This is a genomic window from Peribacillus sp. NPDC060253 (assembly GCF_042727425.1).
Taxonomy (GTDB): domain Bacteria; phylum Bacillota; class Bacilli; order Bacillales; family DSM-1321; genus Peribacillus.
On sequence record NZ_JBHXAS010000023.1, the window covers coordinates 31,920 to 52,673 of the forward strand.

Consider the following 20,754-nt stretch of genomic DNA (forward strand, 5'->3'; position numbering starts at 1 on the left):
TGTTATCGTGGGTTTTTTCGAATGTTTTGATAATGATCCAAAAACATTAGTCACCTATTTAAAGGGGTATGGGTGTCACATTCAAACGCCACTAACCTTTTTCTTCGAATGTTTATGTTCCTCTGATCTTCATCGTTAGAATACGCATGTAACATGAACTTCAGTATAAAAACAAATTACTGGTATATCATTTTATTCATCACCTATTTTTTTCATAATTTTCATTCCTTTCACACTAATAGTACATATTCCTTATATTCTTCATACAAATGGGGAATTCCTTTTGATTTTTTAGTAACTGATAATAAAATTAGGCTAAAAACATATAATCCCGTTCAAGAAATCCTGAACGGGGTTTTTCAATAAACACATATTGGGTATTTGAGGACAGGGTTTGTTGTCAATCTTCTTAAATTGTTCCATGGTGATTTTTACTTACGAACTAACGAAGAATCGGCAATGACAAGGATTTTCCCGGACTTGATGTCTTCCACATATTTATCGACTTCCGCTTCCTTCAGTCCAATATCCAATAATGGCTTCCTCAATCCGCCTGCTCCTGATGCTGCACCGGCTGCCGCTCCGCCAAACGTGGCGAAAATCGGGCCTGCTGCCAAAATCGGACCAATTCCCGGTACGGCTAATGCACTCATTCCAATAAGTAGGCCAGTCAATCCGACAGCTCCTCCAGCTGCTGCCCCAGCTACCAATCCATCAGTCTTAGCTGGGCTGACTTCCTCAGCTTCATTTGGTAAGTTATCAATGTTTTTTGCTACTACTGATATTTGATCGGAGTTATATCCTTGTTCCTTTAAATTTCCGACTGCCGAAATCGCTTCATTTTCATTTTCATATATTGCTATAAACCTCTTGTCCATAAGTATCTGCTCCTTTAAAAGTAATGTACTATACAATACCCTTAATTGAGTTTTAATAACCTTCTATGCAAAAATGAATGTCACTCCCGGATTTGCCCCTGGCCATAAATGAAATACTTGCTCGATGTTAAGGCAGGTAAACCCATTGGTCCACGTGCATGAAGCTTTTGCGTGGATATGCCGATTTCTGCTCCATAACCGAATTCAAAACCATCTGTAAAGCGAGTGGAAGCATTGTGATAAACGGCTGCTGCATCTACTTTATTTAAAAATAAGGAAGCGTTTTGTTCATCTTCTGTTAGGATTGCTTCGGAATGTTTCGTACCGTATCGGTTAATGTGTTCAATGGCATCCGATACACCGTTTACTACTTTCACGCTGATTTTCAATGCTAGGTATTCAGTTGACCAATCTTCCTCCGTAGCCGTTTTCGCTTTCGGAAAAGCGTTACAAACTGCTTTGTCTCCGTAAACTTCAATACCCTTTTCGTCGAGGATTTCCAAAATTCGTTTTCCATTTTCTTCAAACCATTTTCCGTGTATTAAAAGGCTCTCAATTGCATTGCATACGGAAGGCCGCTGTGTTTTACCGTTCAATACAATCTTCTCAACCATGGTGATATCTGCCGTTTGATCAATGAAAATATGACAATTACCTGCCCCCGTTTCGAGGACGGGAACAGTGGACTCCTTAATGACCGTTTCAATTAAATTCTTTCCACCGCGGGGAATCAAAACATCTAAATACTCATTAAGATGAAAAAGTTCCTTAGCGGTTTCACGGCTTGTATCCTCGATTAACTGAACAGCGTCCACTGGAATTTCCGTTTTCTCTAAAGCTTTATGAATGGAAGAGACTAGGGCCATATTCGAGTTCTTGGCTGACGAGCTGCCCCTTAATAGGACGGCGTTCCCCGTTTTCAAGGATAATGTAGCTGCATCGATGGTCACGTTCGGCCTTGCTTCATAAATCATCCCGATTACACCGATCGGCACCCGTAACTTTTTAATTAATAAACCATTCTCTTTTTCGATCGTCTCCAATTGTTCCCCAATTGGATCATTTAAATCGATTAAAAGCATAATGGCCGCAGCCATGTCATCTATACGGTTACCATTTAACATAATTCGATCCAATGTAGACTCACTGAAGCCTTTTTTCCTGCCATCTTCCAGATCCTTTTGGTTTTCTTTTATCAAAAAATCTTTATCGATAATAAGTTGCTTGGCAATTTTCTCAAGTGCTTCATTCTTCTTTTCCGTTGTCAATCCAATTAGCTGGAAACTTGCTGCTTTCGCTGCCTTTCCTTTCGCAATCACTTCACTCATTTTCAAATTGCCCCCTTTTCCTTCGCTAAAATTGATCTTCCCCTATGCTTTCACCCATTTATCGCGGTGGATGACCTCTATGGATGTGAACACAAGCTCGGTTGTCCGCTTGCCCATAGCCTGTTTTAATTCTTCGTCAGAATAAAGAACCTCCCCCCGCCCCAATAATCCATTTGCACCATAGACCTCGACGACATCCCCCTTACTGAACACACCTTTAATTTCATAAATCCCAGCCGGTAATAGACTGCTGCCATTTGAAACTAAAGCCTTTTCAGCACCTTCATCAACGAATATTTTTCCGGATACTTGTGAATGAAGGGAAATCCACTGTTTGTTTTTCGTTACAGTCGTCAAGACATCATTGCCGATATAGGTGCCATCACCATTGCCCTCCAGGGTCGTAAGAAGTTTTTCACTCCCTTCACCAGATCCGATAAATACTTTCACTCCCAGAGACAGTGCTGTTTGGGCTGCAATCAGCTTCGATTTCATACCACCTGTACCAACACTGGAACCAGCTCCTTCGGCCATTTGCAATAAATCCGCCGTAACTTCGGAAAGCTTATCAAATCGTTTGGCACTTGGATTTGTTTGGGGATTGGAATCATAAAGCCCATTAATATCCGTTAAAATGATCAAATGGTTAGCGTGAACCAACCCGCTCACGAGGGCTGAAAGCATATCATTGTCACCGAATGTCAACTCTTCGACCGATACCGTATCGTTTTCATTAATAATTGGAAGTATGCCGCGTTCAAGTAATTCCATTAATGTTGCATATGCATTTTGATATCGATCTTTTTTCGAGAAATCTTTCCGTGTCAATAAAATCTGCGCTGGAACGATTCCAAAGTGCCCTAATTGTTCCATATATGACTGTATCAATAGGCTTTGCCCTACAGCTGCAGCCGCTTGTTTCCCTTTAAGAGTGACAGGTCTCGTAGGATATCCGAGCTTGCGAAAACCTGTCGCTACCGCACCTGATGAAACAAGGACCACTTCATGTCCCGCTTTCCTTAATGCTGCCACAGCCTGGATATGATCGGAAAATTTGTTTTGGTCGATTTCACCTTGTGTATTCGTTAAAGAACTACTTCCTATCTTTACAACGATGCGCTTCTTTTCCATCGATTTTTTCCTCCAATAAATAGCATAGACATGAAAAAAAGCCCTTTTCATCCTTGAAATAAGGACGAAAAGGGCTTCTCTCCGTGGTACCACCTTCATTGAATGCAAGTTGATGCATTCCACTTTGCCTGTTAACGCCAGGATCTGCGCCTATGTTTTGCATAGGACTCAAGAAGCAGGTTCTGCGCTTTCCTGTCGCGGGTCTTCCAGCAATTGACGCCGCTCTCTGTCACAGTAATTCTCGCATACTAATCTTCTCTCAACGTTCATGGTTTTAATATAGTATGCTAAATTATCTTCTTGATGTCAATAACATTCCTAAGATGAATGAACCTTATAACGCTATGGCCGGTCCAAAGAACTCATAGTGAATTTTATCCGAGTCGATCCCCAACTCTTTTAGGTAAGTGATGATGGCTTTCATGAAAGGAACAGGACCACACACATAATAATCAGCTTCAGGTTTTACATGACGGCTCAATAATTCCTTATCGATATACCCTTCCTTCTCAAAATTCGGCATGTTCTTATCATCCTCACTCGGATTTTTAAAAACAAAGGATAATTGATAGCTGGCAAGCTTGTGTTTAATATCTATTAATTCCATTCTAAACGGCTGTAAATGACCATTATCGGACGCATGAATGAATTGGACATCACGATCAGGTTTTTGTTCAGCTACGGCATGGACCATACTCATGAAAGGTGTTATGCCAACGCCTCCGCTCAAGAATACTGCAGGTGTTCGTTTTTCCAAATCGATCGTGAAATCACCTGCAGGAGCCGTTACGTCTATACTGTCGCCCATCTGAATGGATTCATGTAAGTAGTTAGAGACCCTACCATCAGGAGAGATTCCCGGCTTTTCTTTTTTAACGGAAATCCGGAAGTAATCTTTTCCTGGTACATCGGACAAACTATATTGACGGTTGAATAAATATCGTTCACCTGGTATCTCGATACGAACGGTGATATATTGTCCAGGAAGAAATGATGGAACCTCATCTTCATTTGATGGCTTTAAATAAAAGGAAGTGATTACATCACTTTCTCGTACTTTTTCAACCACAGTGAATGGTTTGAAATCCGACCATCCACCGACCTGATTGGAAGCTTGGTCGTACATTTCCTTTTCGATGCTAATGAATACATCGGCAATGACTCCATAGGCCTCTCCCCAAGCTTGGAGAATTTCTTCTGTAGCAGCATCTTGTAATACTTCCTTGATAGCACCTAATAGATATTGTCCTACAATGGGATAATGTTCCGGTTTAACTGCGAGACTTCTGTGTTTTTGTGCTATTTGCTTTACGGCAGGTAATATCGTTTCAAGTTGATCTATATGTTTAGCTGCAGCCAAAACCGTGTTGGAAAGTGCAGTTTGCTGACGCCCTTTTTTCTGATTGGCGTGATTGAAAACATTTAATAATTCAGGATGTGCTTCGAAAAGATTTTTGTAGAATACAGTTGTTATAGTTGTACCATGTACTTCTAAAACAGGTACAGTGGATTTGATAATATCGATCGTTTTCTGGGATAGCATAGATAAACCTCTCTTCATTAACAAGTATTTTAAATACATGTTTATATTAAAACGAATTTGTATTTAAAGCAATATTTCTAATACATCTTTTCAAGAAATAAGTTTTCATGTTTATAAAATGTTCACATTTATGATATAGTCAAATGGGGATAGAATGTGAGGCGATAAAACATGAGGTTGACGAGTTATTCCGATTACTCACTTAGAGTGTTGATTTACCTAGCTTCCCACGACCAAAGCAAATTATCCAATATAAAAGAAATTTCAGAGGTTTATCAACTATCTAAAAATCATTTGATGAAGATTGTTCATAATCTAGGGAAATTAGGATATATAGAGACGATACGTGGAAGAAATGGCGGTTTCCGGCTTGCAAAATCACCTGCTGAAATAAATGTAGGTGAACTGGTACGGAAGACCGAGGAGGATTTTTATTTAGTGGAATGCTTTAAAGATCACGATAATTGTGTGATTTCTCCTGTTTGTTCTTTGAAATTTGTCCTGAATAATGCCTTGGACGCTTTTCTACAGGTCCTTGACCAATATACGATTGCAGACTTCAGCGAAAATAAAGTGATGCTCAAAGCCTATTTCGATTCGGTAAAGCATAATGACCAAGAGCCCGATTTCTTATAATCGGGCTTTTTGTTAACCTATGATCCGTTCGATCTGCATCTCCTTTTCCATTCGTAAATCTATGATCCCTGTACTTGTTTTCATTAAAACTTTAAGGGGATCGTTTGGATTGATCATAATGATCGTCAGGGATATTTTTAAGTAACTCATACCCATAAATGGTATGGCGCTTCATTTCTTCATATTCTGTCGCTGTCAATTTCCCTGATTTCTCCAATATACTCTCGGGAATGCTTGTTTTGCCCACGTCATGCAGGGTGGCGGCCAATGTCAGTTCGGAAAGGCTTTCTTTCGATAATCCAAGCTTCATCCCTAGATAAGTGCCAATGATCCCGACCCCGATATTATGGTTATAAGTGTACTCGTTCTTTGTTTGCACCTCTTCGAAAGGGTAATAAATATCCGGATTCTTTGCAGCCTCCACAATGGCAGGTGAAATTTTCGACTTAATTACTTCAACCGATTTCTGCTGTATGTTTCCTTCATTACCTTTTAAGGATTTTCACTTTAGGTTGCACATGATATTCAGTTAAAGCGGGTTCACTTTCTTTCCCTTAATTCATTTCTTCCATTATGAAATCAATTTCAGGGATCGTAAGAGGTGGAATCCATTTACTATTCGGCTTCCCGTTTCTATTCTTCAGCGCCTACACCATTTCTCTATTTTTTACCTATAATACCATATCCTTCATGTAATCATGTATTTATAAAAACAGTTTTCATATATTTACGAGCGGTCGCTAAGTTCATTGCCCAGCTGTTTTAACTTCTCACCAACTGTACATTCTGATATACAGAACTGGTGAGCATAAGCACGCCCCTTCTCTTTTCGAAAATGTTTTCGTAAAAAACAATCTTGGCAAAATGAAGCGAGCACATCTTCTACTTCTTCATATATTTTTTTCCTGTTCATTGTTGATATGGCTCCTTTGACTCAGCAATTTCTGATTTGCTGAAAATGGCTTTTCCCTGTAAAGCTAGAGTGGCCAATCGATCTGCTTCCTGATTCTCTTTACGTGAAATTGGCTTGTAGACCGGGATGATCTTTAACTTATCCAGTTTCGCTTCAATGCGGTCCAGCCATTTATTTAAGTTTTCTTCCATACAGGGCCATTCACCGGAAAGTTGATTTAAAACAACAAGCGAATCCCCTTTAAATACACAGCTTTGGTGATGGACCCCAAGTTCTTCCATCTGCCTAACGGCTTCATGAAAGGCTGCATATTCCGCTTCGTTATTGGATTCGAATTGCTCCAGTTTTACATTAGTGCGTAAACGCCAAAACTTTTTACCTTGACGAAAGTAAATGGCTACACCAATTCCCGCCACCCCTTCTGCTTTTTGATAACCACCATCAAAATAAACCGTCACATCCTGCGGTTCTTCCTCAACTTCCGTTAAGAGTTTCTTTAACTCCTTCTTTGTCCATGTTGTATCGAATTCATCCTTGAATTCCACTTCTTTCAGCCTGCCTGCCTTTTCAAGGTCTTCTGTAATGACTAGTGCAATACCGGCATCAAGCCAATCCGAAACGAAATCGGCGGATGGTTTTTTTGAAGCATGATATGTCCATTGCATAATTACCTTCAAAGATTTCCAGCTCCTTATCATCTCACTATTCAAGCAGTACAGTCGTACAATTTTGATACCTATCTTTCGTAATACCATTTATAATATAATGTAAGCAATTGAATCACTTCTTTAATTATAGTTCCCATATCAGCCTGAAATTCTCATGTTTCAATCTTAATATTTTTATATGAAATAGTTTTTAATCATAGCATATTAACAACTTAAACGAAAAGGAGGAGCACATCATGATTGAAGTGTATATTGATGGTGCCAGTGCGGGCAATCCAGGTCCAAGTGGTGCAGGTGTTTTCATCAATAATAACGGAGTGGTCGAGCGGCATTCCATTCCGCTTGGAATGATGGAAAACCATGAAGCGGAGTATCATGCTTTAATTAAAGCACTAGAAATTTGTATAGCCAATAAATATCAAGTCGTGTCTTTTCGGACTGATTCCCAAGCCATCAACCAAGCCATTGAAAAAAGATTTGCAAAAAATAAGTATGCCCCATTACTTGATCGAGCGCTTACCCTTTCCGACGAGCTTGAGTTATTTTTCATGAAATGGATTCCAAATCTCGAAAACAAGTCCGCTGATGAGTTGGCTAGGCGAGCGATTCGATTAAATAAGATTGAGGAAGTCCATGAACAAGACAGCTGATATTTCATTATTATTCGTTGTATTTATCTGGGGTGTCACTTTTGTCATGGTTCAAAACGCCTTGTCATTTCTTGACCCCTTCACATTTAATGCCGTCCGTTTCTTCATGGCCTTAGTTTTATTGCTCATCCCATATTCATTGACTTTTCACAATAGGGGAAAGACTTGGAATAAAGGCCTTTTTAAAGCAGGAATTCATATCGGGGTTTGGCTTTTTCTTGGTTATGGTTTTCAAACGGTCGGATTGAATTATACAACACCAGCGAAGACGGGCTTCATAACGGGATTAAGTGTTGTCATGGTACCTGTTTTTTCTCTGCTGCTTTTAAAGCAAAGGCTTTCCCGCAATACAGTGTTAGGTGTTGCAGCCGCAACAGTTGGGCTCTATTTAATGACCTTCGCTGACAGTTCAAATTTGAACATCGGTGATTTACTGGTATTTTTATGCGCAATAAGTTTTGCCATGCAGATCATTACAACCGCTAGGTATGCCAAGACGCTTCCCGCTTTACCGTTGACGCTGATACAGATTTCTACCGTATCTTTATTATCCTTTGTTTCAGCCTTGATTTTCAAAGAGAATCATTCTGTCATCTTCAGCTCGGAGGTCATGTTACAGAAAGACGTCTGGACTGCTTTACTTGTCACGGCAGCCCTTGCGACGGCGTTCGCTTTTTTCGCTCAAACCTTTTTCCAAGCCTATACGACGCCTACAAGAGTGGCATTGATCTTTTCTATGGAACCCGTTTTTGCTGCTTTATCCTCATACATACTGATTGGGGAGAAATTGACTACCGCTTCCATCATCGGATGCGCATTCATTTTCTTAGGGATGATTCTTGCTGAGCTTCCTTCGAGGAAAAAGAAAACGATAACACAGGAGTTTTCTTGAAAATCTAAATAAATAAATCGGACTTCCAAATAACGAAGTCCGATTTATTTTAGCAACCCCTGGTCTTTTGCAAACGATACCGCTGCGCTACGTGTTTCTATGCCATTTTGTTTTAAATTTTCCAAAAACGAGATATAAAAGCTACCATCAAAATTCTTTTGAACCTTCAAAGTCAATTCTATTGCAGCATTGACTAATATATCACTTGCGTCCGTGTAGCGCTTACCAAAATAAATAAAACCAATGGCGTCATTACCGAAAGTGAACCCCTTACCTTCTAAAAAACTAACATACTCTTCTGTTGATTTCCCCACTTTTTGCATCACTCCATCTTTCTTGCCTTATTTTCATCTTACCGTAAATAAAAGATTTTGACTATCCATTTTTCGACAAAAAATTCATCCTGCAAATTAAAGGAGCTCCATTTGGGTAGCTCCTCAGTTTGTAGACTAACTCGATGAAAATCGAGTTTGCCTAGAGTTTTTTATTTACACTACAGGCACTCGCTTTCCGCGGGCGGTCCGCCCTCGGCGCCTGCGGGGTCTCCCGTTGACGCGCTTTTTTAAGCAGGAGTCTCGTACCTTCCTTTCCAATATTTTAATATTTAGATAGAACTTACTCCACAGTCTTTTTTTATTAAAATAGAAGGATTAAACTTGAGGGGATAAGGATGCTTTCTAAACATGATTCTTTTCAGCGAGATCAACTGGTGCCAGCGAATCACTTTGTCCGTAAAATGAATATTTACTAAAACTGCTACAAATCCAATAAAAAATCAAAAAGGTTTCGGAATGAGACCATTCCGAAACCTTTTTTTCTACATACTGAGAGCCTTCGCTTTGTACCATTATTAAATCATACGAAGTAAAGCCCTGAATTCATGATCCCTTGCCAGACTTTTGACCTTCTCACGATCATACTGATAGACCGCATCATCCAAAGAACATGATATGGGTACGTCACATTTTATTTCTGCAAGTTGTCTGGATAAATGAAGCATATCGACGGCGGCTTCAATCTTAGCTCGCTGGCCATTCGTCAATGAAGCTACATTTTCAAGAATCCCTTCAATACTTTGGTACTGAATCAATAATTTCAACGCTGTCTTCTCCCCAATTCCTTTAACTCCGGGATAGTTATCAGCTGTATCACCCATTAGAGCTTTTAAATCGATCATTTGCCTTGGCGTGATCCCTTTCCACTCAAAAAAGCTATCGGGATTATGCACTTCATAATTACCATACCCTTTTTTCAACAAAAGTACGGATATGTTTTCATCTATTAACTGGAGCATATCTTGATCGCCTGTCAAAATACCCACTCGGCTATGTTGGGCAGATGCCTTCGCAATCGTCCCGATACAGTCATCCGCTTCATATCCGGAGAGCCCTATGTTCGGAATATCAAATGCTTCAACCGCTTTTTTCGCCAGTTCGAATTGAGGAATCATTTCGACTGGAGCTTCTGAACGATTAGCCTTGTATCCATCAAATAATTCATTACGGAAAGTTTTGCTGCCCATATCCCAGCAAACTGCTACATGACTAGGTGAAAAATGATTCACCGCCGTCAGCATATGTTTCAAAAATCCTTGAACGGCATTAGTCGGAATGCCTTTTGAGTTAATCATGAACTGACCAGTAACTGCCGTTGCATAAAAAGCTCTAAATAATAGCGCCATCCCATCGACAAGCATAAAGGAAGGATGCTGCTCATTTTCTTTCATTAACACATTATCACCTCTATCATGATGTACTTCCATTTTACCATACCTGTCCACTTTGTTAAGGGACGTTTAATTGGAAACAATATCAGTCAATAGGATTATCATCATAGGAAATCCAGTCACTGAAACTGCCAATATATATTCGCACATCTTTAAAACCCGCTTCTTTCAAAGCGACATAATTGGGAGATGCGGTTACACCGGACCCACAATATACAATGATTTCCTTATCCTTGCCGATGTCTGTGAAATTCGCCTGAAGGTCATCCTTTTTCTTATAATAGCCATTTTCCAGAACCTTCGTCCACACCTTATTGACTGCACCAGGTATATGTCCGGCTTTTTTATCAATCGGCTCCTCGATCCCCTCGAACCGTTTAGATTCCCTTGAATCGATTAATACGGTATCATCAGGCCTCTTCGTTGTATAATCCTTCACTTTTTCATAAGATGCAAAAACGGTTTCATTCAAATCTATTTGATATTCTGTTGAAGTATACTCTTTTTGATTCGTGTCAATCGGGTAGCCCGCATCCTTCCAGGCCCGATATCCGCCGTTAAGTACATACACTTTCTGATGTCCGAGATAGCTCAGGAGCCAGACAAACCTCGAAGCAAAGGAACCTTCCCCTCCATCATAAGCAACAAGTATCGTATCATTGGATATTCCCTTGGATTCCAGTCTATCTTTAAGCGTTTTTAGGTCAGGAAGAGGATGTCTTCCGCCATGTTCTTGAACATCCCCCGATAAGTCTTTTTCAAGATCGAAATAAACTGCACCGGTAATATGGTCTTTTTCGTATTCACTATACCCAACATCTGGAGAGCCTAGCTTAAAGCGACAGTCACATATTCTGATATCTACTGAATTCAACAACGGTAACAGTTCTTCTTTTTCCATTATATACCCCATCTGCAAATCCCCCTATTTCATATTGATTAAGCTGCTTATTTATTTCATTCTTTAAGGAAAGTGATTTCCCTTCTAATAACGAAAGATTCTTTTCACTTTTCTTGTTGATTGTACATCCTTCTTTTTGTTTATCCCTAAATATACGAGCCATCCACGTTATCATTTTGATCCATCAAATCTAAATCAAGCTATTCACAAACAGATTATTACCGAATGACTAAAGGATTAAAATATTACCCAGCCTTCGTATCAGCCTTCTTTCAATTAAATCACTTGAACGGGCTGACTCAAACTGAGGTATGTTCGTTTATCTTTATGAGCATATAGGATAAACCAAAAGAATGGCTGCCAGTAACAGCAGCCATCAATACGATCTTATTCTCTTGCTTTTCTAGGTATCTCAATCGAGAAATAAGGATTTCTTTCATGAATGGAACCTCGTTACTATTTCGATTGCATTTTTGCCAATTCCGCTACTGCTTTTTCATAATAAGGAATATCGACCTTTTCCTCTAAAGCTGCACGTAAACCTGCAAAGATATCCGCTATTTCCGTCTTATACTCTTCTTGAATCGCCAGTAACTCTTGATCAAGTACATCTTTATACATATCGAAGATCCGTTCACCCTGCTCTTTCACGAACACTAGGGCAGGTTCATCCAGACGCTGCTGAAGTCCTTCACTCATTTTCACTTTCTCATTTTTTTCAAAGAAAGACTTAGGATTTTTAAATAACGACAATTCCTTTTTGAATTCCCCCGTATCCAATTGGTCAAAAGCACCAGTAAATTCAAGGGACTCTCTATCATTTGGTTCATAAGGCTGTAATGATAGTGTTTTTCTTACTTTTTGCATTTGCAAAAGCAAACCGCTTTGTTTCTCATTCAACAATTTATTTACGAACATTTCTGTCCTTAAGGCTGTCGCCCGCATTTCCTGGGCAAGGTCAAAGCCTAACGCCTCCAATAGGTTCTTAAGGGCTTGCTTGAGGACAATTTTCAGATCCCCTCCATCATCCTTTAAAACGGCTGGGTTAAACGATTCTTTGAAGAAATCATTAAACCGGAAAAAGACCCGTTGTTTGCTATAGAAAGTCAATTCATCAATTTCTTTTTTCAAGCGTTGTTTTTCTGCATCTCCTTTTATGACGGAGAGAAGTTCCGTAATGGCTTGTGCCTCACCTGAAAGGGACTCCAGGGCTTTTCGTTTGGCTTTTTCATCCTGCTTGGAAGCTGTAATTACATCACTGAGCAGTTCTTCCGTTCTTTTTACAGCCGCTTTAGCTGATTCAATGGCAAGTCCAGTTAAATCGTTTTCGATGAAAGAATCGAACTGGTTTTGGAATTTCGAAATTCCGCTATTCGGAAGGAACGAATGCTTAAATGAACCAGGCGTTTGTTTTTCCAACAACGCTCCTTTACTCGTAAGCGGGAACAGTTTTGGAAAACGGATACCGAATCCATTCAATTGATCTGTGACATAATCCATCACTTCGTCCAATTCGTCAGTTGTTTGTGCAAGATCGACAGCATTGACAATAAAGAACATTTTATCCATGGCGAAAGAATCTTTCACACGTCCAAGTTGTATCAAGAACTCTCTATCTGCCCGGGAAAATGGATGATTGTAATAGGTCACAAAAAGGATGGCGTCAGAATTCTTGATATATTCGAAAGCAGCGCCTGTATGACGGGCATTTATCGAATCCGCCCCAGGAGTGTCAACAAGCACCATCCCTTGTTTTGTCATTTCACAGTCATAACGCAATTCAATCAAATCAACAAGACACGACTTGGATTCCTCTGCAGCAAAACGTTTAAACCCTTCAAGATCAACCGTGACTACATTTCCTAAATCATTTTTGTGCTGGGGCATTCCTTGATGAAAAGCCCTAAGGAAGGATAAATGTGTTTTCCCTTTATCCACTTCCCCTGCTTTTTCAATGATTTGCCCTGCTAAATGATGGGCTTCATCTAGTGTCTTTGCCGATTTATCAAAAGCAGCTAAAGCCAGGCTTACATCTTCTAGCAGCATGACTTCTGTCTTTAATTTGACGGTTGCTGTGCCATGTGGGTGCTCAGCGTCGGAAGACATGATTTTATTGATTGCAGCAGTTGTCGGATTAGGTGAAACAGGAAGGACGCTTTCTCCCATTAACGCATTGGCAAAGGAAGATTTACCCGCACTGAATGCACCGAAAAGGGCAACCGTGAAAGTCTGCTGTTCCAAGCGTTTTGCCTTATCTGTCAATTCCTTGTAAAGTGACTGAAACCCTCTCAACGGTTGAATCAGCTTTGCCGCCTGCTGTAAACTCGTTGATGTTTCCATCAGCTTTTCCTTGCCGCGTAAATCAGGAGCATCCGATGAAGTAACAGTCACAGATGGTACAGCTTCCTTGTTTTCTTTATCTTGATCCGTTTCAGGTTGTACCTTGAATGGCATTGGAGTACTTCCTTCATCGGTATTCATGATTTTGACTGTAATATTTTTTTCTTCTTCGTTCCATTGTGTTAATAGCATATCGATATCGCGTTCATCGACTAATGATTCGGTTTGATTGGCAATGGCCTCAAATCGTTCCGTTTGAAACTCGATTTCCGTGTTCATTGCCGCAGTAACTTTCAGGGCTTCCGCAAATTCAGAAAAACCTTCAAGCTCCTTATCGATGGATATGGACTGCTGTTCAACTATTCCTTCCATAACGGCAACCACATTATTCAATAATTCTTCTGATATATCACGGGCTTTCTTTTTGATGGCTGAGGCCAAATCATTCGTATAGTTTAAGACGTATTCACCCGTAATATCAACTTGAGGCTTCAAGGAGTTTTTTATGTAATCTTCCGTGACCTCGATTTGAAGTGACTGAGCCTTACTTTCAAGTGCTGAATCATGGATTTCCGCTTGATTAAGCGTTTTAACCGCTAACTCCTTAAGATGCCATTCAAGCTGGGTTTTCACCTTTTCTTGTAAATCCGACAAGAACGTTTTGATCCGTATCTCACGCTCGGCTTCCGTTTTTTTCTTGGCAAATAATAATCCCATTTTAAAATCCGGCTGTGCCGATTCCAAGAAAGATTCACCTAGGTCCCGTGTAGACGCGGGCATGATGTACGCACTTTTCAAAATTGTTTCTAATGCATCGGCATATTGGAACTTGATACCCTCTATACGTCCAGTTAATGAATTTTTTTCTTTTAATAGGCTGTCCACTTGATTCGTCAGGTGAATTCGCTCTTCGTGAGGAAGTTCTGCCAATACTTCAAAATCATCGGCATGTTCCTCTTCAAACTGCTCCTTCAGCCAACTAAGATGCCTTTCCACAAGGGCATTAGCCGATTGCATGATGGCATCTTTCCCATCATTTTGACCTTTGCCTGCCATTTCATATATAAATCGGCGGACCACTTCTATTTCATTTTCGCTGTTGTTCAAATCTCTTACAGACGTATAAAAGATCCCATCCGGATAGACATTCCAGTTCGCAAATGCTTCAGAAACGGAGAGCTTGAAGTCTTGAAAGCTAAGCTCGTTCTCATCATGCTTATCAATCATATTAATAATTAAGTATGTCGGTTTTTCAGCTTCTAACAATTCTTTAGTGAAAAGGAAGTTCACTTCTGATTGTACGTGATTATAATCCATAACATAGAACACGACATCTGCAAGATGCAAGGCAGATTCCGTAGAAACTCTATGTGCATCATCAGTCGAATCGATACCTGGCGTATCCATGATCGCACATGAATCCGGAAGGGAGAAATGATTGGAACTTATTGTTATTGCCGATACTGAATCACCATCCTTGGCAAATTTCTTGACCTCTTTAAAATCATAAGGTGCAGGAAATAAGACAGGCGGCTGATTATGATAAAAGACTTTGGCATAATCTTCACCTTTTTGGACTTTAACCGTATTGGCACTCGTTGGAATAGGACTTGAAGGCAATACTTGATCATCAAGGAGAAAGTTGATCATACTTGATTTTCCAGCAGAAAAATGCCCGCAAAAAGCAATGATGAACTCCTCTTTATTCACTTTCATGATTAACTGTTTTAGTTTATCAGCGTTGCCTGTATCACCTGCCGATTGAAATTTCTCATACATGGCAGTCAAAATCCCCAATTTAGACTGTTGTTTTAATGTTTCTTGAATCATGAATCCATACCCCTTAATCTATCGTCATTTTAATACTCTTATTGTAAACGATTTCGTTCATTATTCATACCGTCAGCTTTTAGTTTTACTATATGAATCTTTACAGGCCATGTTCAAAAAACCACTCAAAGTGGATTCAAATCGTTTGAATATACCTTGGGTATAAGTCTTGAAAGCACAAAAAAAACCAGGTTGTTTACCTGGTTGTAGGGGTGGGGTTAAATGCAGCTTGGCTTTCCACTGATGACTCTCTATAAGGTTTTACTGCCTTTGCAGGTTTTTGAATATTACTTAATACATGTTTCATCACAAAACTATATGTAGCGATTGTCAATATAATGAATAACCAGACCATTACATACACCATCCTCTAATATATTGGGTAGCTTTAAAGTTCATTAAAAAATTTATCGATATGTGATTGAGAATAATTTTCATCTTCATTTAGAATCTTATCACGAACGATAATCATTTTCAATAAGAAATTGAAATTTTTATTATTTTCCCTTAAAAACCACAGAATATTCCGTATGTTCTTTTAGTGCCTTCTCTTCAAGGGGTATTCTTACTGCCATCATCCATGCATTCAATAAACTAAAGATGATTGCTGTATAATATGCACTAAATAATAAGGAAATAACAATAATTTCGGTTGCTACTATGATATAGTTCGGATGTTTAAAATATTTATAAGGACCTTTTATGACTACCTCTGCATTAGGAACCACTATAATTTTTGTATTCCAATGTTTCCCCAAAGAACTGATTACCCAGATCCTTCCTGACTGTGCAATCAGAAAAAGGGTCAGCCAAATCGGCCATAGACCAGCGACATTCCTTTCAAACACGTTCACTTCAATAATGAGAACTATAAAAAAACTTAGGTGCATCAGAACCATCCATCTGTAATGGGACTTACCGTATTCTACGGCTCCGTCCACTTTCAGCTGTTTTTCATTTTGTTTGGCAATATATAATTCAACGATGCGCTGTAAGGCAATCAAAATAATGAAAATGGCGAATATCATCATTTCCACCTCATTAACACAAGTTCCGATGAAAATCCAGGACCCAATGCAGCAGCCAAGCCCAACTCACCTTCATTTCCGCCGCGCTGCATGAACCTCTCCAAGACATACAATATGGTAGCAGAGGACATATTGCCAAATTCCCTCAATACACTCATTGATTCAGCCGTCTTTCTTTCATCGAATCCCAGAGCTTCGTGATAAGCATCAATGACTTTTTTTCCTCCAGGATGAGCAATGAAATCTTTTATATCCTGGAGTTCCAACCCATTCTCCATTAAAAATTCTTGGACATTCGGTTTAAGCCACTCTTTGATGATAGTAGGGATATCTTTTGAAAAGACCACGTATAAACCTTGGTCTTTCACATCCCACCCCATTACATCCAAAGAATTCGGCATAAGCGTAGATTGGGAATCCAAAAATTTTAAATGACGTCCTTTTCTTGAAAACTGTTCACATGGCACTTCATCGCCGCAAACCAAGACACAGCTTACTCCATCAGAAAACAGGGAGGTTCCAATCAAGTTACTTTTGGAAATATCATTCCGTTGAAATGTCAAACTACATAATTCCACACTTAAGACAATGACCTTTGCGTTCGGGTATGCTTTGCAATATTCAAATGCACGCGATAGTCCACTCGCTCCCCCTGCACATCCGAGCCCCCAAATCGGAATTCTTTTGACATGCGGGTTAAATGGGAGCTCATTCATTATCCTGGCATCGATGGTCGGGGTAGCCATCCCCGTGCTTGAAATATAAAAAAAAGCATCTAGTTCATTTGCCTGCAGCTCGTTTTTTAAAAACTCTGTGTTTGCTAGACATTTTTCTATCGCCTCTTTCCCAAACTCGACCGCCTGCTTGATGTATAAATCATTCCGATCGGCAAAAGTATGCTCCTCTTTAAACCAATCAAGATCATTTGTAAAATAACGATTTTCTACTTGGCCATTCTTAAAGGCCTTTAGTAATCTTTCAATATTCTTAAATGAAGGTCCGAATATTTCTCTCGAAAATTCCATTATTTTTTCCTGTGAAAGCAAATATGGGAGCTTTAAATGTGATGCAGATAATAAATATGGCATGAACCCACTCCTTATTATTCTTTATATGGTTAATATACCCACCATAAACCCTTTTATGCTTTATAGCTTAATGGGTATATTTATTGATGGTTTATTATTTTTTTATTTTTTTCTCGAAAAATAGGTAAAAACACCTATTTTATTGTTAAAATAGAGAACATAACCATACAAACTGGGGATTGAATTTGGAAATCAACGCTATAATTACAAAAGTTTTAAACGGAACCATCCTGGCGGTCAAGTCCGTTCTTCCTTTCTCTTTAGACATTCAAAAGCCATCCCTCATTAGACAGCCTTTCGAACAGGAATCCATTAGCGTCCTCATGGGATGACAGGGGATATCTGTGGAAGATTAATCATCGAAGGTACAAACGGATGCATGAGCAAGATAGGTGAAAGCATGTTTGGCATGCCATTAGAAGGTGAAATGCTTGAATCTTTCGCTGCAGAACTCGGCAATATGCTCGCAGGCAATGTCGCCACCTCTTTAGCTAGCGAGGATACAATAATGGATATTACACCGCCCACTGTCATTGTGGGCAAAACCAAAATGTATGGATTTAACGAAGCAATCCATTTACCCATTTCAATGGATGGGGCAGGTACGATTCATATCATCTTAATGATTGAAATGTAGTCATAAATAATAAAACCCCCTTACCTTAATACTCGGTAAGGGGGGGCTTTCATTCTCCCTTCTTTAATGAGGATTGATTTTGTACTTGAATAATGATATTTTGAAACTCCTCTTTTCCACACACTCTGCACCTGTACTCCTGACTTAAAATGGTCCGGCAATGAATACAATATTTTTTCTCCATCTCTATCACTACTTTCCTGAACTTATACTATCAATATATTCAAAAAGTGAAGAGAGTTTCCTTTTATCTGACAAAACCCCATTTCATGAAAAAATCATGATCTGTGATCAATCTCCGGGCAAAATAAAAAAATGCCCCTATCCTCAATTGTTTGAGGATCAGGGGACATCTATTAGGTGAATCTATCAAGTTTACCGAATCAATTTTTAATTAGGCTACTTTTTGCCCTTCTATACGCTCTTCCTTTACTTTCCCTTTTGTCGGGACGATGTTAAAGACGATATTCAAGAAAATGGCTGTCAAACTTCCGGCTACAATACCGTTTTCCGTTAAGATTTGAAAGCTTTGAGGAATTTGGGCAAATAACTCGGGAACGACTGTTACCCCAAGGCCCATGCCTACTGAACAAGCGATGATCAATAAATTTTCTTGGGAAGCAAAATCCACTTTGCTCAACATCTTTATTCCAGCGGCAATCACCATACCAAACATCGCAACCATTGCACCGCCAAGTACGGAGGAAGGGATAATGGTCGTGAATGCACCAATTTTCGGAACAAAACCTATGAAAATAAGGATACCTGCTGTCGTATAAATGACATTCCTTGTTTTAATGCCTGACAATTGAATCAATCCCACATTTTGTGAGAAAGCCGTATATGGAAACGCATTGAACAAACCGCCAATCATGATGGCAAGACCTTCAGAACGATATCCGCGAGCTAGATCGTCTTCTGAAATCTCTTTGTCCGTAATTTCACCAAGGGCATAATAAACACCAGTCGATTCCACCAAGCTGACAATCGCCACCAAGGTCATTGTAATGATCGGTGTGACGTGGAATGTCGGAGTGCCGAAGTAGAAGAAGTGTGGCAAGTGCAGCCACGTGGCACTGACCACTGAGCTAAAATCCACTTTTCCAAGGAAGAAAGCTACAAAAGTTCCGACTAACAGCCCCAATAAAATAGAAATGGAGCGTACGAATCCCGTTGAGAATTTATACATGAATATGATGAATAATAGAGTTCCAAAGCCAAGAGCTACATTATTCAAGTCACCGAAATCAGCAGCCCCTTGACCTCCGCCAAGATTGTTGATTGCAACAGGAATGAGCGTAATGCCAATAATCAAAACGACCGAACCAGTGACAATGGGTGGGAAGAACCTTGCCAGTTTTCCGAAGAATTTACTAATTAAAACGACAATCAATCCCGACACCAAAATAGATCCATAAATGGAGTTGATTCCATATTGCGTACCAATTGCAATCATCGGGCTAACTGCTGTGAATGTGCAGCCTAGGACGACCGGAAGCCCAATTCCAAAGAATTTATTTTTCCACACTTGCAATAAGGTTGCTATTCCACACATTAAAATATCAATCGATACTAAATAAGTTAACTGTGCTGCAGTCAATCCCAGTGCCCCACCGACAATCAATGGAATGACAATTGCACCTGCGTACATTGCAAGAACATGTTGTAATCCTAAGGAAGCAACTTTCAATGGTGATTGATTAGACATTGGCGGTTGCCCCTTCCTTTTCCTCAGCGAACGTTATCTCACCGAATTTCAACTTTGCAATTCGCGCAAGAGATTCCACATGAAAACCTTGTTCCCTAAGATCCTTACCACCACTTTGAAATGCTTTTTCAATAACGATGCCAATTCCGGCCACTTCTGCTCCAACCTGCTTACAGATATCCACCAAGCCCCGGGCTGCCTGTCCGACCGCAAGGAAGTCATCGATGATCAAAACTTTATCCCCAGCTTCAATATATTTATTGGAAACCGTAATTGTGTTGGTTTCTTTTTTTGTAAAAGAATGTACGGACGCCGTCACTAAATCATCTGTTAAAGTAAGTGATTTACGTTTACGTGCAAAAATTAGCGGAACTTCCAATTCTAACGCAGCCATCAAACCAGGTCCAATGCCTGAAGATTCAATGGTCAGCACTTTCGTTATTTCCTTTTGTCCGAAACGTTTTACGAATTCTTTACCAATTTCTTTCATTAGCAGAGGATCCATTTGATGGTTTAAGAATGAATCTACTTTTAAAATGTCTTCTGATAAAGCTTGACCCTCGGACAAGATTTTTTCCTTTAAAAGTTGCATGAAGGTTCCTCCCAATCGTGGATGTTTATTGACCCATAAACTAGGCAATCGTTTCCCGGCAAATAAAAAAGCCCAGGAAACATTGCGGCACTTTTTTGGAGTGAAGCAATATTTCTTGGGCATGAATGAAAAATGAATGGGAAAAGCCGTCCATTATGCAACAAGATCCATTACTCACCCATAGTCGAATCATTTACGGTAATTCGGTAGAAACTTGCAGGCCATATCCCTGCGATTATACGAGTGAAACTTAATATTTTATTAA

The 20,754-nt window shown here is 39.6% G+C and carries 20 protein-coding genes and 1 riboswitch; of the genes, 4 read left to right on the forward strand and 16 right to left on the reverse strand.

Annotated features, from left to right (window positions below):
• Positions 1-431 precede the first annotated feature (431 nt).
• From ACFWE9_RS08635 to hmpA, 4 genes are all read right to left on the reverse strand, one after another.
• Positions 432-878, reverse strand: coding sequence for a general stress protein (locus ACFWE9_RS08635; protein WP_377356450.1), 447 nt, complete (start codon positions 876-878; stop codon positions 432-434).
• 80 nt (positions 879-958) lie between these two features.
• Entirely contained in the window at positions 959-2,206 is a 1,248-nt protein-coding gene (locus ACFWE9_RS08640; protein WP_230157050.1) for a glutamate-5-semialdehyde dehydrogenase, read from the reverse strand.
• Positions 2,207-2,248: 42 nt separating this feature from the next.
• On the reverse strand, positions 2,249-3,337 hold the full coding sequence (proB, locus tag ACFWE9_RS08645; protein WP_230157049.1) for a glutamate 5-kinase: 1,089 nt from the start codon (positions 3,335-3,337) through the stop codon (positions 2,249-2,251).
• A gap of 334 nt (positions 3,338-3,671) precedes the next feature.
• A complete protein-coding gene (gene hmpA / locus ACFWE9_RS08650; protein ID WP_230157048.1) occupies positions 3,672-4,880 on the reverse strand; it encodes an NO-inducible flavohemoprotein in 1,209 nt (402 codons plus the stop codon).
• 171 nt (positions 4,881-5,051) lie between these two features.
• Between hmpA and ACFWE9_RS08655 the strand changes: the two genes are divergently transcribed.
• Positions 5,052-5,516, forward strand: coding sequence for an RrF2 family transcriptional regulator (locus ACFWE9_RS08655; RefSeq protein ID WP_230157047.1), 465 nt, complete (start codon positions 5,052-5,054; stop codon positions 5,514-5,516).
• Between the two features lie 91 nt (positions 5,517-5,607).
• Here ACFWE9_RS08655 and ACFWE9_RS08660 read toward each other — a convergent pair whose 3' ends face one another.
• The 3 genes from ACFWE9_RS08660 to ACFWE9_RS08670 form a co-directional block, all read right to left on the reverse strand.
• A complete protein-coding gene (locus tag ACFWE9_RS08660; RefSeq protein WP_377356453.1) occupies positions 5,608-5,940 on the reverse strand; it encodes an HD-GYP domain-containing protein in 333 nt (110 codons plus the stop codon).
• A gap of 303 nt (positions 5,941-6,243) precedes the next feature.
• On the reverse strand, positions 6,244-6,429 hold the full coding sequence (locus tag ACFWE9_RS08665) for a zinc-finger domain-containing protein (protein ID WP_230157045.1): 186 nt from the start codon (positions 6,427-6,429) through the stop codon (positions 6,244-6,246).
• Positions 6,426-7,106, reverse strand: coding sequence for a reverse transcriptase-like protein (locus ACFWE9_RS08670; RefSeq protein WP_377356455.1), 681 nt, complete (start codon positions 7,104-7,106; stop codon positions 6,426-6,428). Before ACFWE9_RS08670 ends, ACFWE9_RS08665 begins: the two co-directional genes overlap by 4 nt.
• A 227-nt stretch (positions 7,107-7,333) precedes the next feature.
• Between ACFWE9_RS08670 and ACFWE9_RS08675 the strand changes: the two genes are divergently transcribed.
• Positions 7,334-7,747 (forward strand): reverse transcriptase-like protein, encoded by a 414-nt coding sequence (locus ACFWE9_RS08675; protein ID WP_230157043.1) that lies wholly within the window; start codon positions 7,334-7,336, stop codon positions 7,745-7,747.
• Positions 7,731-8,639, forward strand: coding sequence for a DMT family transporter (locus ACFWE9_RS08680; protein WP_230157042.1), 909 nt, complete (start codon positions 7,731-7,733; stop codon positions 8,637-8,639). Before ACFWE9_RS08675 ends, ACFWE9_RS08680 begins: the two co-directional genes overlap by 17 nt.
• A 44-nt stretch (positions 8,640-8,683) precedes the next feature.
• Here the strand turns inward: ACFWE9_RS08680 and ACFWE9_RS08685 are convergent, their stop codons facing one another.
• The 7 genes from ACFWE9_RS08685 to ACFWE9_RS08715 form a co-directional block, all read right to left on the reverse strand.
• The gene (locus ACFWE9_RS08685) at positions 8,684-8,962 is read right to left on the reverse strand and encodes a DUF6123 family protein (RefSeq protein WP_230157040.1); all 279 of its coding nucleotides are present in this window, start codon (positions 8,960-8,962) and stop codon (positions 8,684-8,686) included.
• A gap of 527 nt (positions 8,963-9,489) precedes the next feature.
• Positions 9,490-10,365 (reverse strand): 5'-3' exonuclease, encoded by an 876-nt coding sequence (locus ACFWE9_RS08690; protein WP_230157097.1) that lies wholly within the window; start codon positions 10,363-10,365, stop codon positions 9,490-9,492.
• An 85-nt stretch (positions 10,366-10,450) separates the two neighbouring features.
• Positions 10,451-11,278, reverse strand: coding sequence for a sulfurtransferase (locus ACFWE9_RS08695; RefSeq protein WP_377356458.1), 828 nt, complete (start codon positions 11,276-11,278; stop codon positions 10,451-10,453).
• 287 nt (positions 11,279-11,565) lie between these two features.
• The gene (locus ACFWE9_RS08700; protein ID WP_230157037.1) at positions 11,566-11,706 is read right to left on the reverse strand and encodes a hypothetical protein; all 141 of its coding nucleotides are present in this window, start codon (positions 11,704-11,706) and stop codon (positions 11,566-11,568) included.
• A gap of 16 nt (positions 11,707-11,722) precedes the next feature.
• The gene (locus tag ACFWE9_RS08705; protein ID WP_377356460.1) at positions 11,723-15,436 is read right to left on the reverse strand and encodes a dynamin family protein; all 3,714 of its coding nucleotides are present in this window, start codon (positions 15,434-15,436) and stop codon (positions 11,723-11,725) included.
• 497 nt (positions 15,437-15,933) lie between these two features.
• Positions 15,934-16,464, reverse strand: a complete 531-nt coding sequence (locus tag ACFWE9_RS08710) for an isoprenylcysteine carboxyl methyltransferase family protein (protein ID WP_377356462.1) — start codon at positions 16,462-16,464, stop codon at positions 15,934-15,936.
• Positions 16,464-17,552, reverse strand: coding sequence for a type III polyketide synthase (locus ACFWE9_RS08715; protein ID WP_377356464.1), 1,089 nt, complete (start codon positions 17,550-17,552; stop codon positions 16,464-16,466). Before ACFWE9_RS08715 ends, ACFWE9_RS08710 begins: the two co-directional genes overlap by 1 nt.
• 379 nt (positions 17,553-17,931) lie before the next feature.
• Here ACFWE9_RS08715 and ACFWE9_RS08720 point away from each other — a divergent pair, with 379 nt between their 5' ends.
• The gene (locus ACFWE9_RS08720) at positions 17,932-18,189 is read left to right on the forward strand and encodes a chemotaxis protein CheC (RefSeq protein WP_377356466.1); all 258 of its coding nucleotides are present in this window, start codon (positions 17,932-17,934) and stop codon (positions 18,187-18,189) included.
• Between the two features lie 394 nt (positions 18,190-18,583).
• Here ACFWE9_RS08720 and ACFWE9_RS08725 read toward each other — a convergent pair whose 3' ends face one another.
• Positions 18,584-19,897 carry a nucleobase:cation symporter-2 family protein gene (locus ACFWE9_RS08725; RefSeq protein WP_377356468.1) on the reverse strand — a complete coding sequence of 438 codons (1,314 nt, stop codon included), beginning with the start codon at positions 19,895-19,897 and terminating at the stop codon, positions 18,584-18,586.
• Positions 19,890-20,489, reverse strand: coding sequence for a xanthine phosphoribosyltransferase (locus ACFWE9_RS08730; RefSeq protein WP_230157029.1), 600 nt, complete (start codon positions 20,487-20,489; stop codon positions 19,890-19,892). The genes ACFWE9_RS08725 and ACFWE9_RS08730 overlap by 8 nt, the downstream gene beginning before the upstream one ends.
• A gap of 161 nt (positions 20,490-20,650) precedes the next feature.
• A riboswitch (purine riboswitch) is annotated at positions 20,651-20,752 on the reverse strand.
• Between the last annotated feature and the right edge of the window lie 2 nt (positions 20,753-20,754).

Excerpts from the sequence above, each read along its gene's own strand:
- ACFWE9_RS08635 (WP_377356450.1), bottom strand. The coding sequence starts at position 878 with ATGGACAAGAGGTTTATAGCAATATATGAAAATGAAAATGAAGCGATT.
- ACFWE9_RS08640 (WP_230157050.1), bottom strand. The coding sequence starts at position 2,206 with ATGAGTGAAGTGATTGCGAAAGGAAAGGCAGCGAAAGCAGCAAGTTTC.
- proB (WP_230157049.1), bottom strand. The coding sequence starts at position 3,337 with ATGGAAAAGAAGCGCATCGTTGTAAAGATAGGAAGTAGTTCTTTAACG.
- hmpA (WP_230157048.1), bottom strand. The coding sequence starts at position 4,880 with ATGCTATCCCAGAAAACGATCGATATTATCAAATCCACTGTACCTGTT.
- ACFWE9_RS08655 (WP_230157047.1), top strand. The coding sequence starts at position 5,052 with ATGAGGTTGACGAGTTATTCCGATTACTCACTTAGAGTGTTGATTTAC.
- ACFWE9_RS08665 (WP_230157045.1), bottom strand. The coding sequence starts at position 6,429 with ATGAACAGGAAAAAAATATATGAAGAAGTAGAAGATGTGCTCGCTTCA.
- ACFWE9_RS08675 (WP_230157043.1), top strand. The coding sequence starts at position 7,334 with ATGATTGAAGTGTATATTGATGGTGCCAGTGCGGGCAATCCAGGTCCA.
- ACFWE9_RS08680 (WP_230157042.1), top strand. The coding sequence starts at position 7,731 with ATGAACAAGACAGCTGATATTTCATTATTATTCGTTGTATTTATCTGG.
- ACFWE9_RS08685 (WP_230157040.1), bottom strand. The coding sequence starts at position 8,962 with ATGCAAAAAGTGGGGAAATCAACAGAAGAGTATGTTAGTTTTTTAGAA.
- ACFWE9_RS08690 (WP_230157097.1), bottom strand. The coding sequence starts at position 10,365 with ATGAAAGAAAATGAGCAGCATCCTTCCTTTATGCTTGTCGATGGGATG.
- ACFWE9_RS08695 (WP_377356458.1), bottom strand. The coding sequence starts at position 11,278 with ATGGGGTATATAATGGAAAAAGAAGAACTGTTACCGTTGTTGAATTCA.
- ACFWE9_RS08700 (WP_230157037.1), bottom strand. The coding sequence starts at position 11,706 with ATGAAAGAAATCCTTATTTCTCGATTGAGATACCTAGAAAAGCAAGAG.
- ACFWE9_RS08705 (WP_377356460.1), bottom strand. The coding sequence starts at position 15,436 with ATGATTCAAGAAACATTAAAACAACAGTCTAAATTGGGGATTTTGACT.
- ACFWE9_RS08710 (WP_377356462.1), bottom strand. The coding sequence starts at position 16,464 with ATGATATTCGCCATTTTCATTATTTTGATTGCCTTACAGCGCATCGTT.
- ACFWE9_RS08715 (WP_377356464.1), bottom strand. The coding sequence starts at position 17,552 with ATGCCATATTTATTATCTGCATCACATTTAAAGCTCCCATATTTGCTT.
- ACFWE9_RS08720 (WP_377356466.1), top strand. The coding sequence starts at position 17,932 with ATGAGCAAGATAGGTGAAAGCATGTTTGGCATGCCATTAGAAGGTGAA.
- ACFWE9_RS08725 (WP_377356468.1), bottom strand. The coding sequence starts at position 19,897 with ATGTCTAATCAATCACCATTGAAAGTTGCTTCCTTAGGATTACAACAT.
- ACFWE9_RS08730 (WP_230157029.1), bottom strand. The coding sequence starts at position 20,489 with ATGCAACTTTTAAAGGAAAAAATCTTGTCCGAGGGTCAAGCTTTATCA.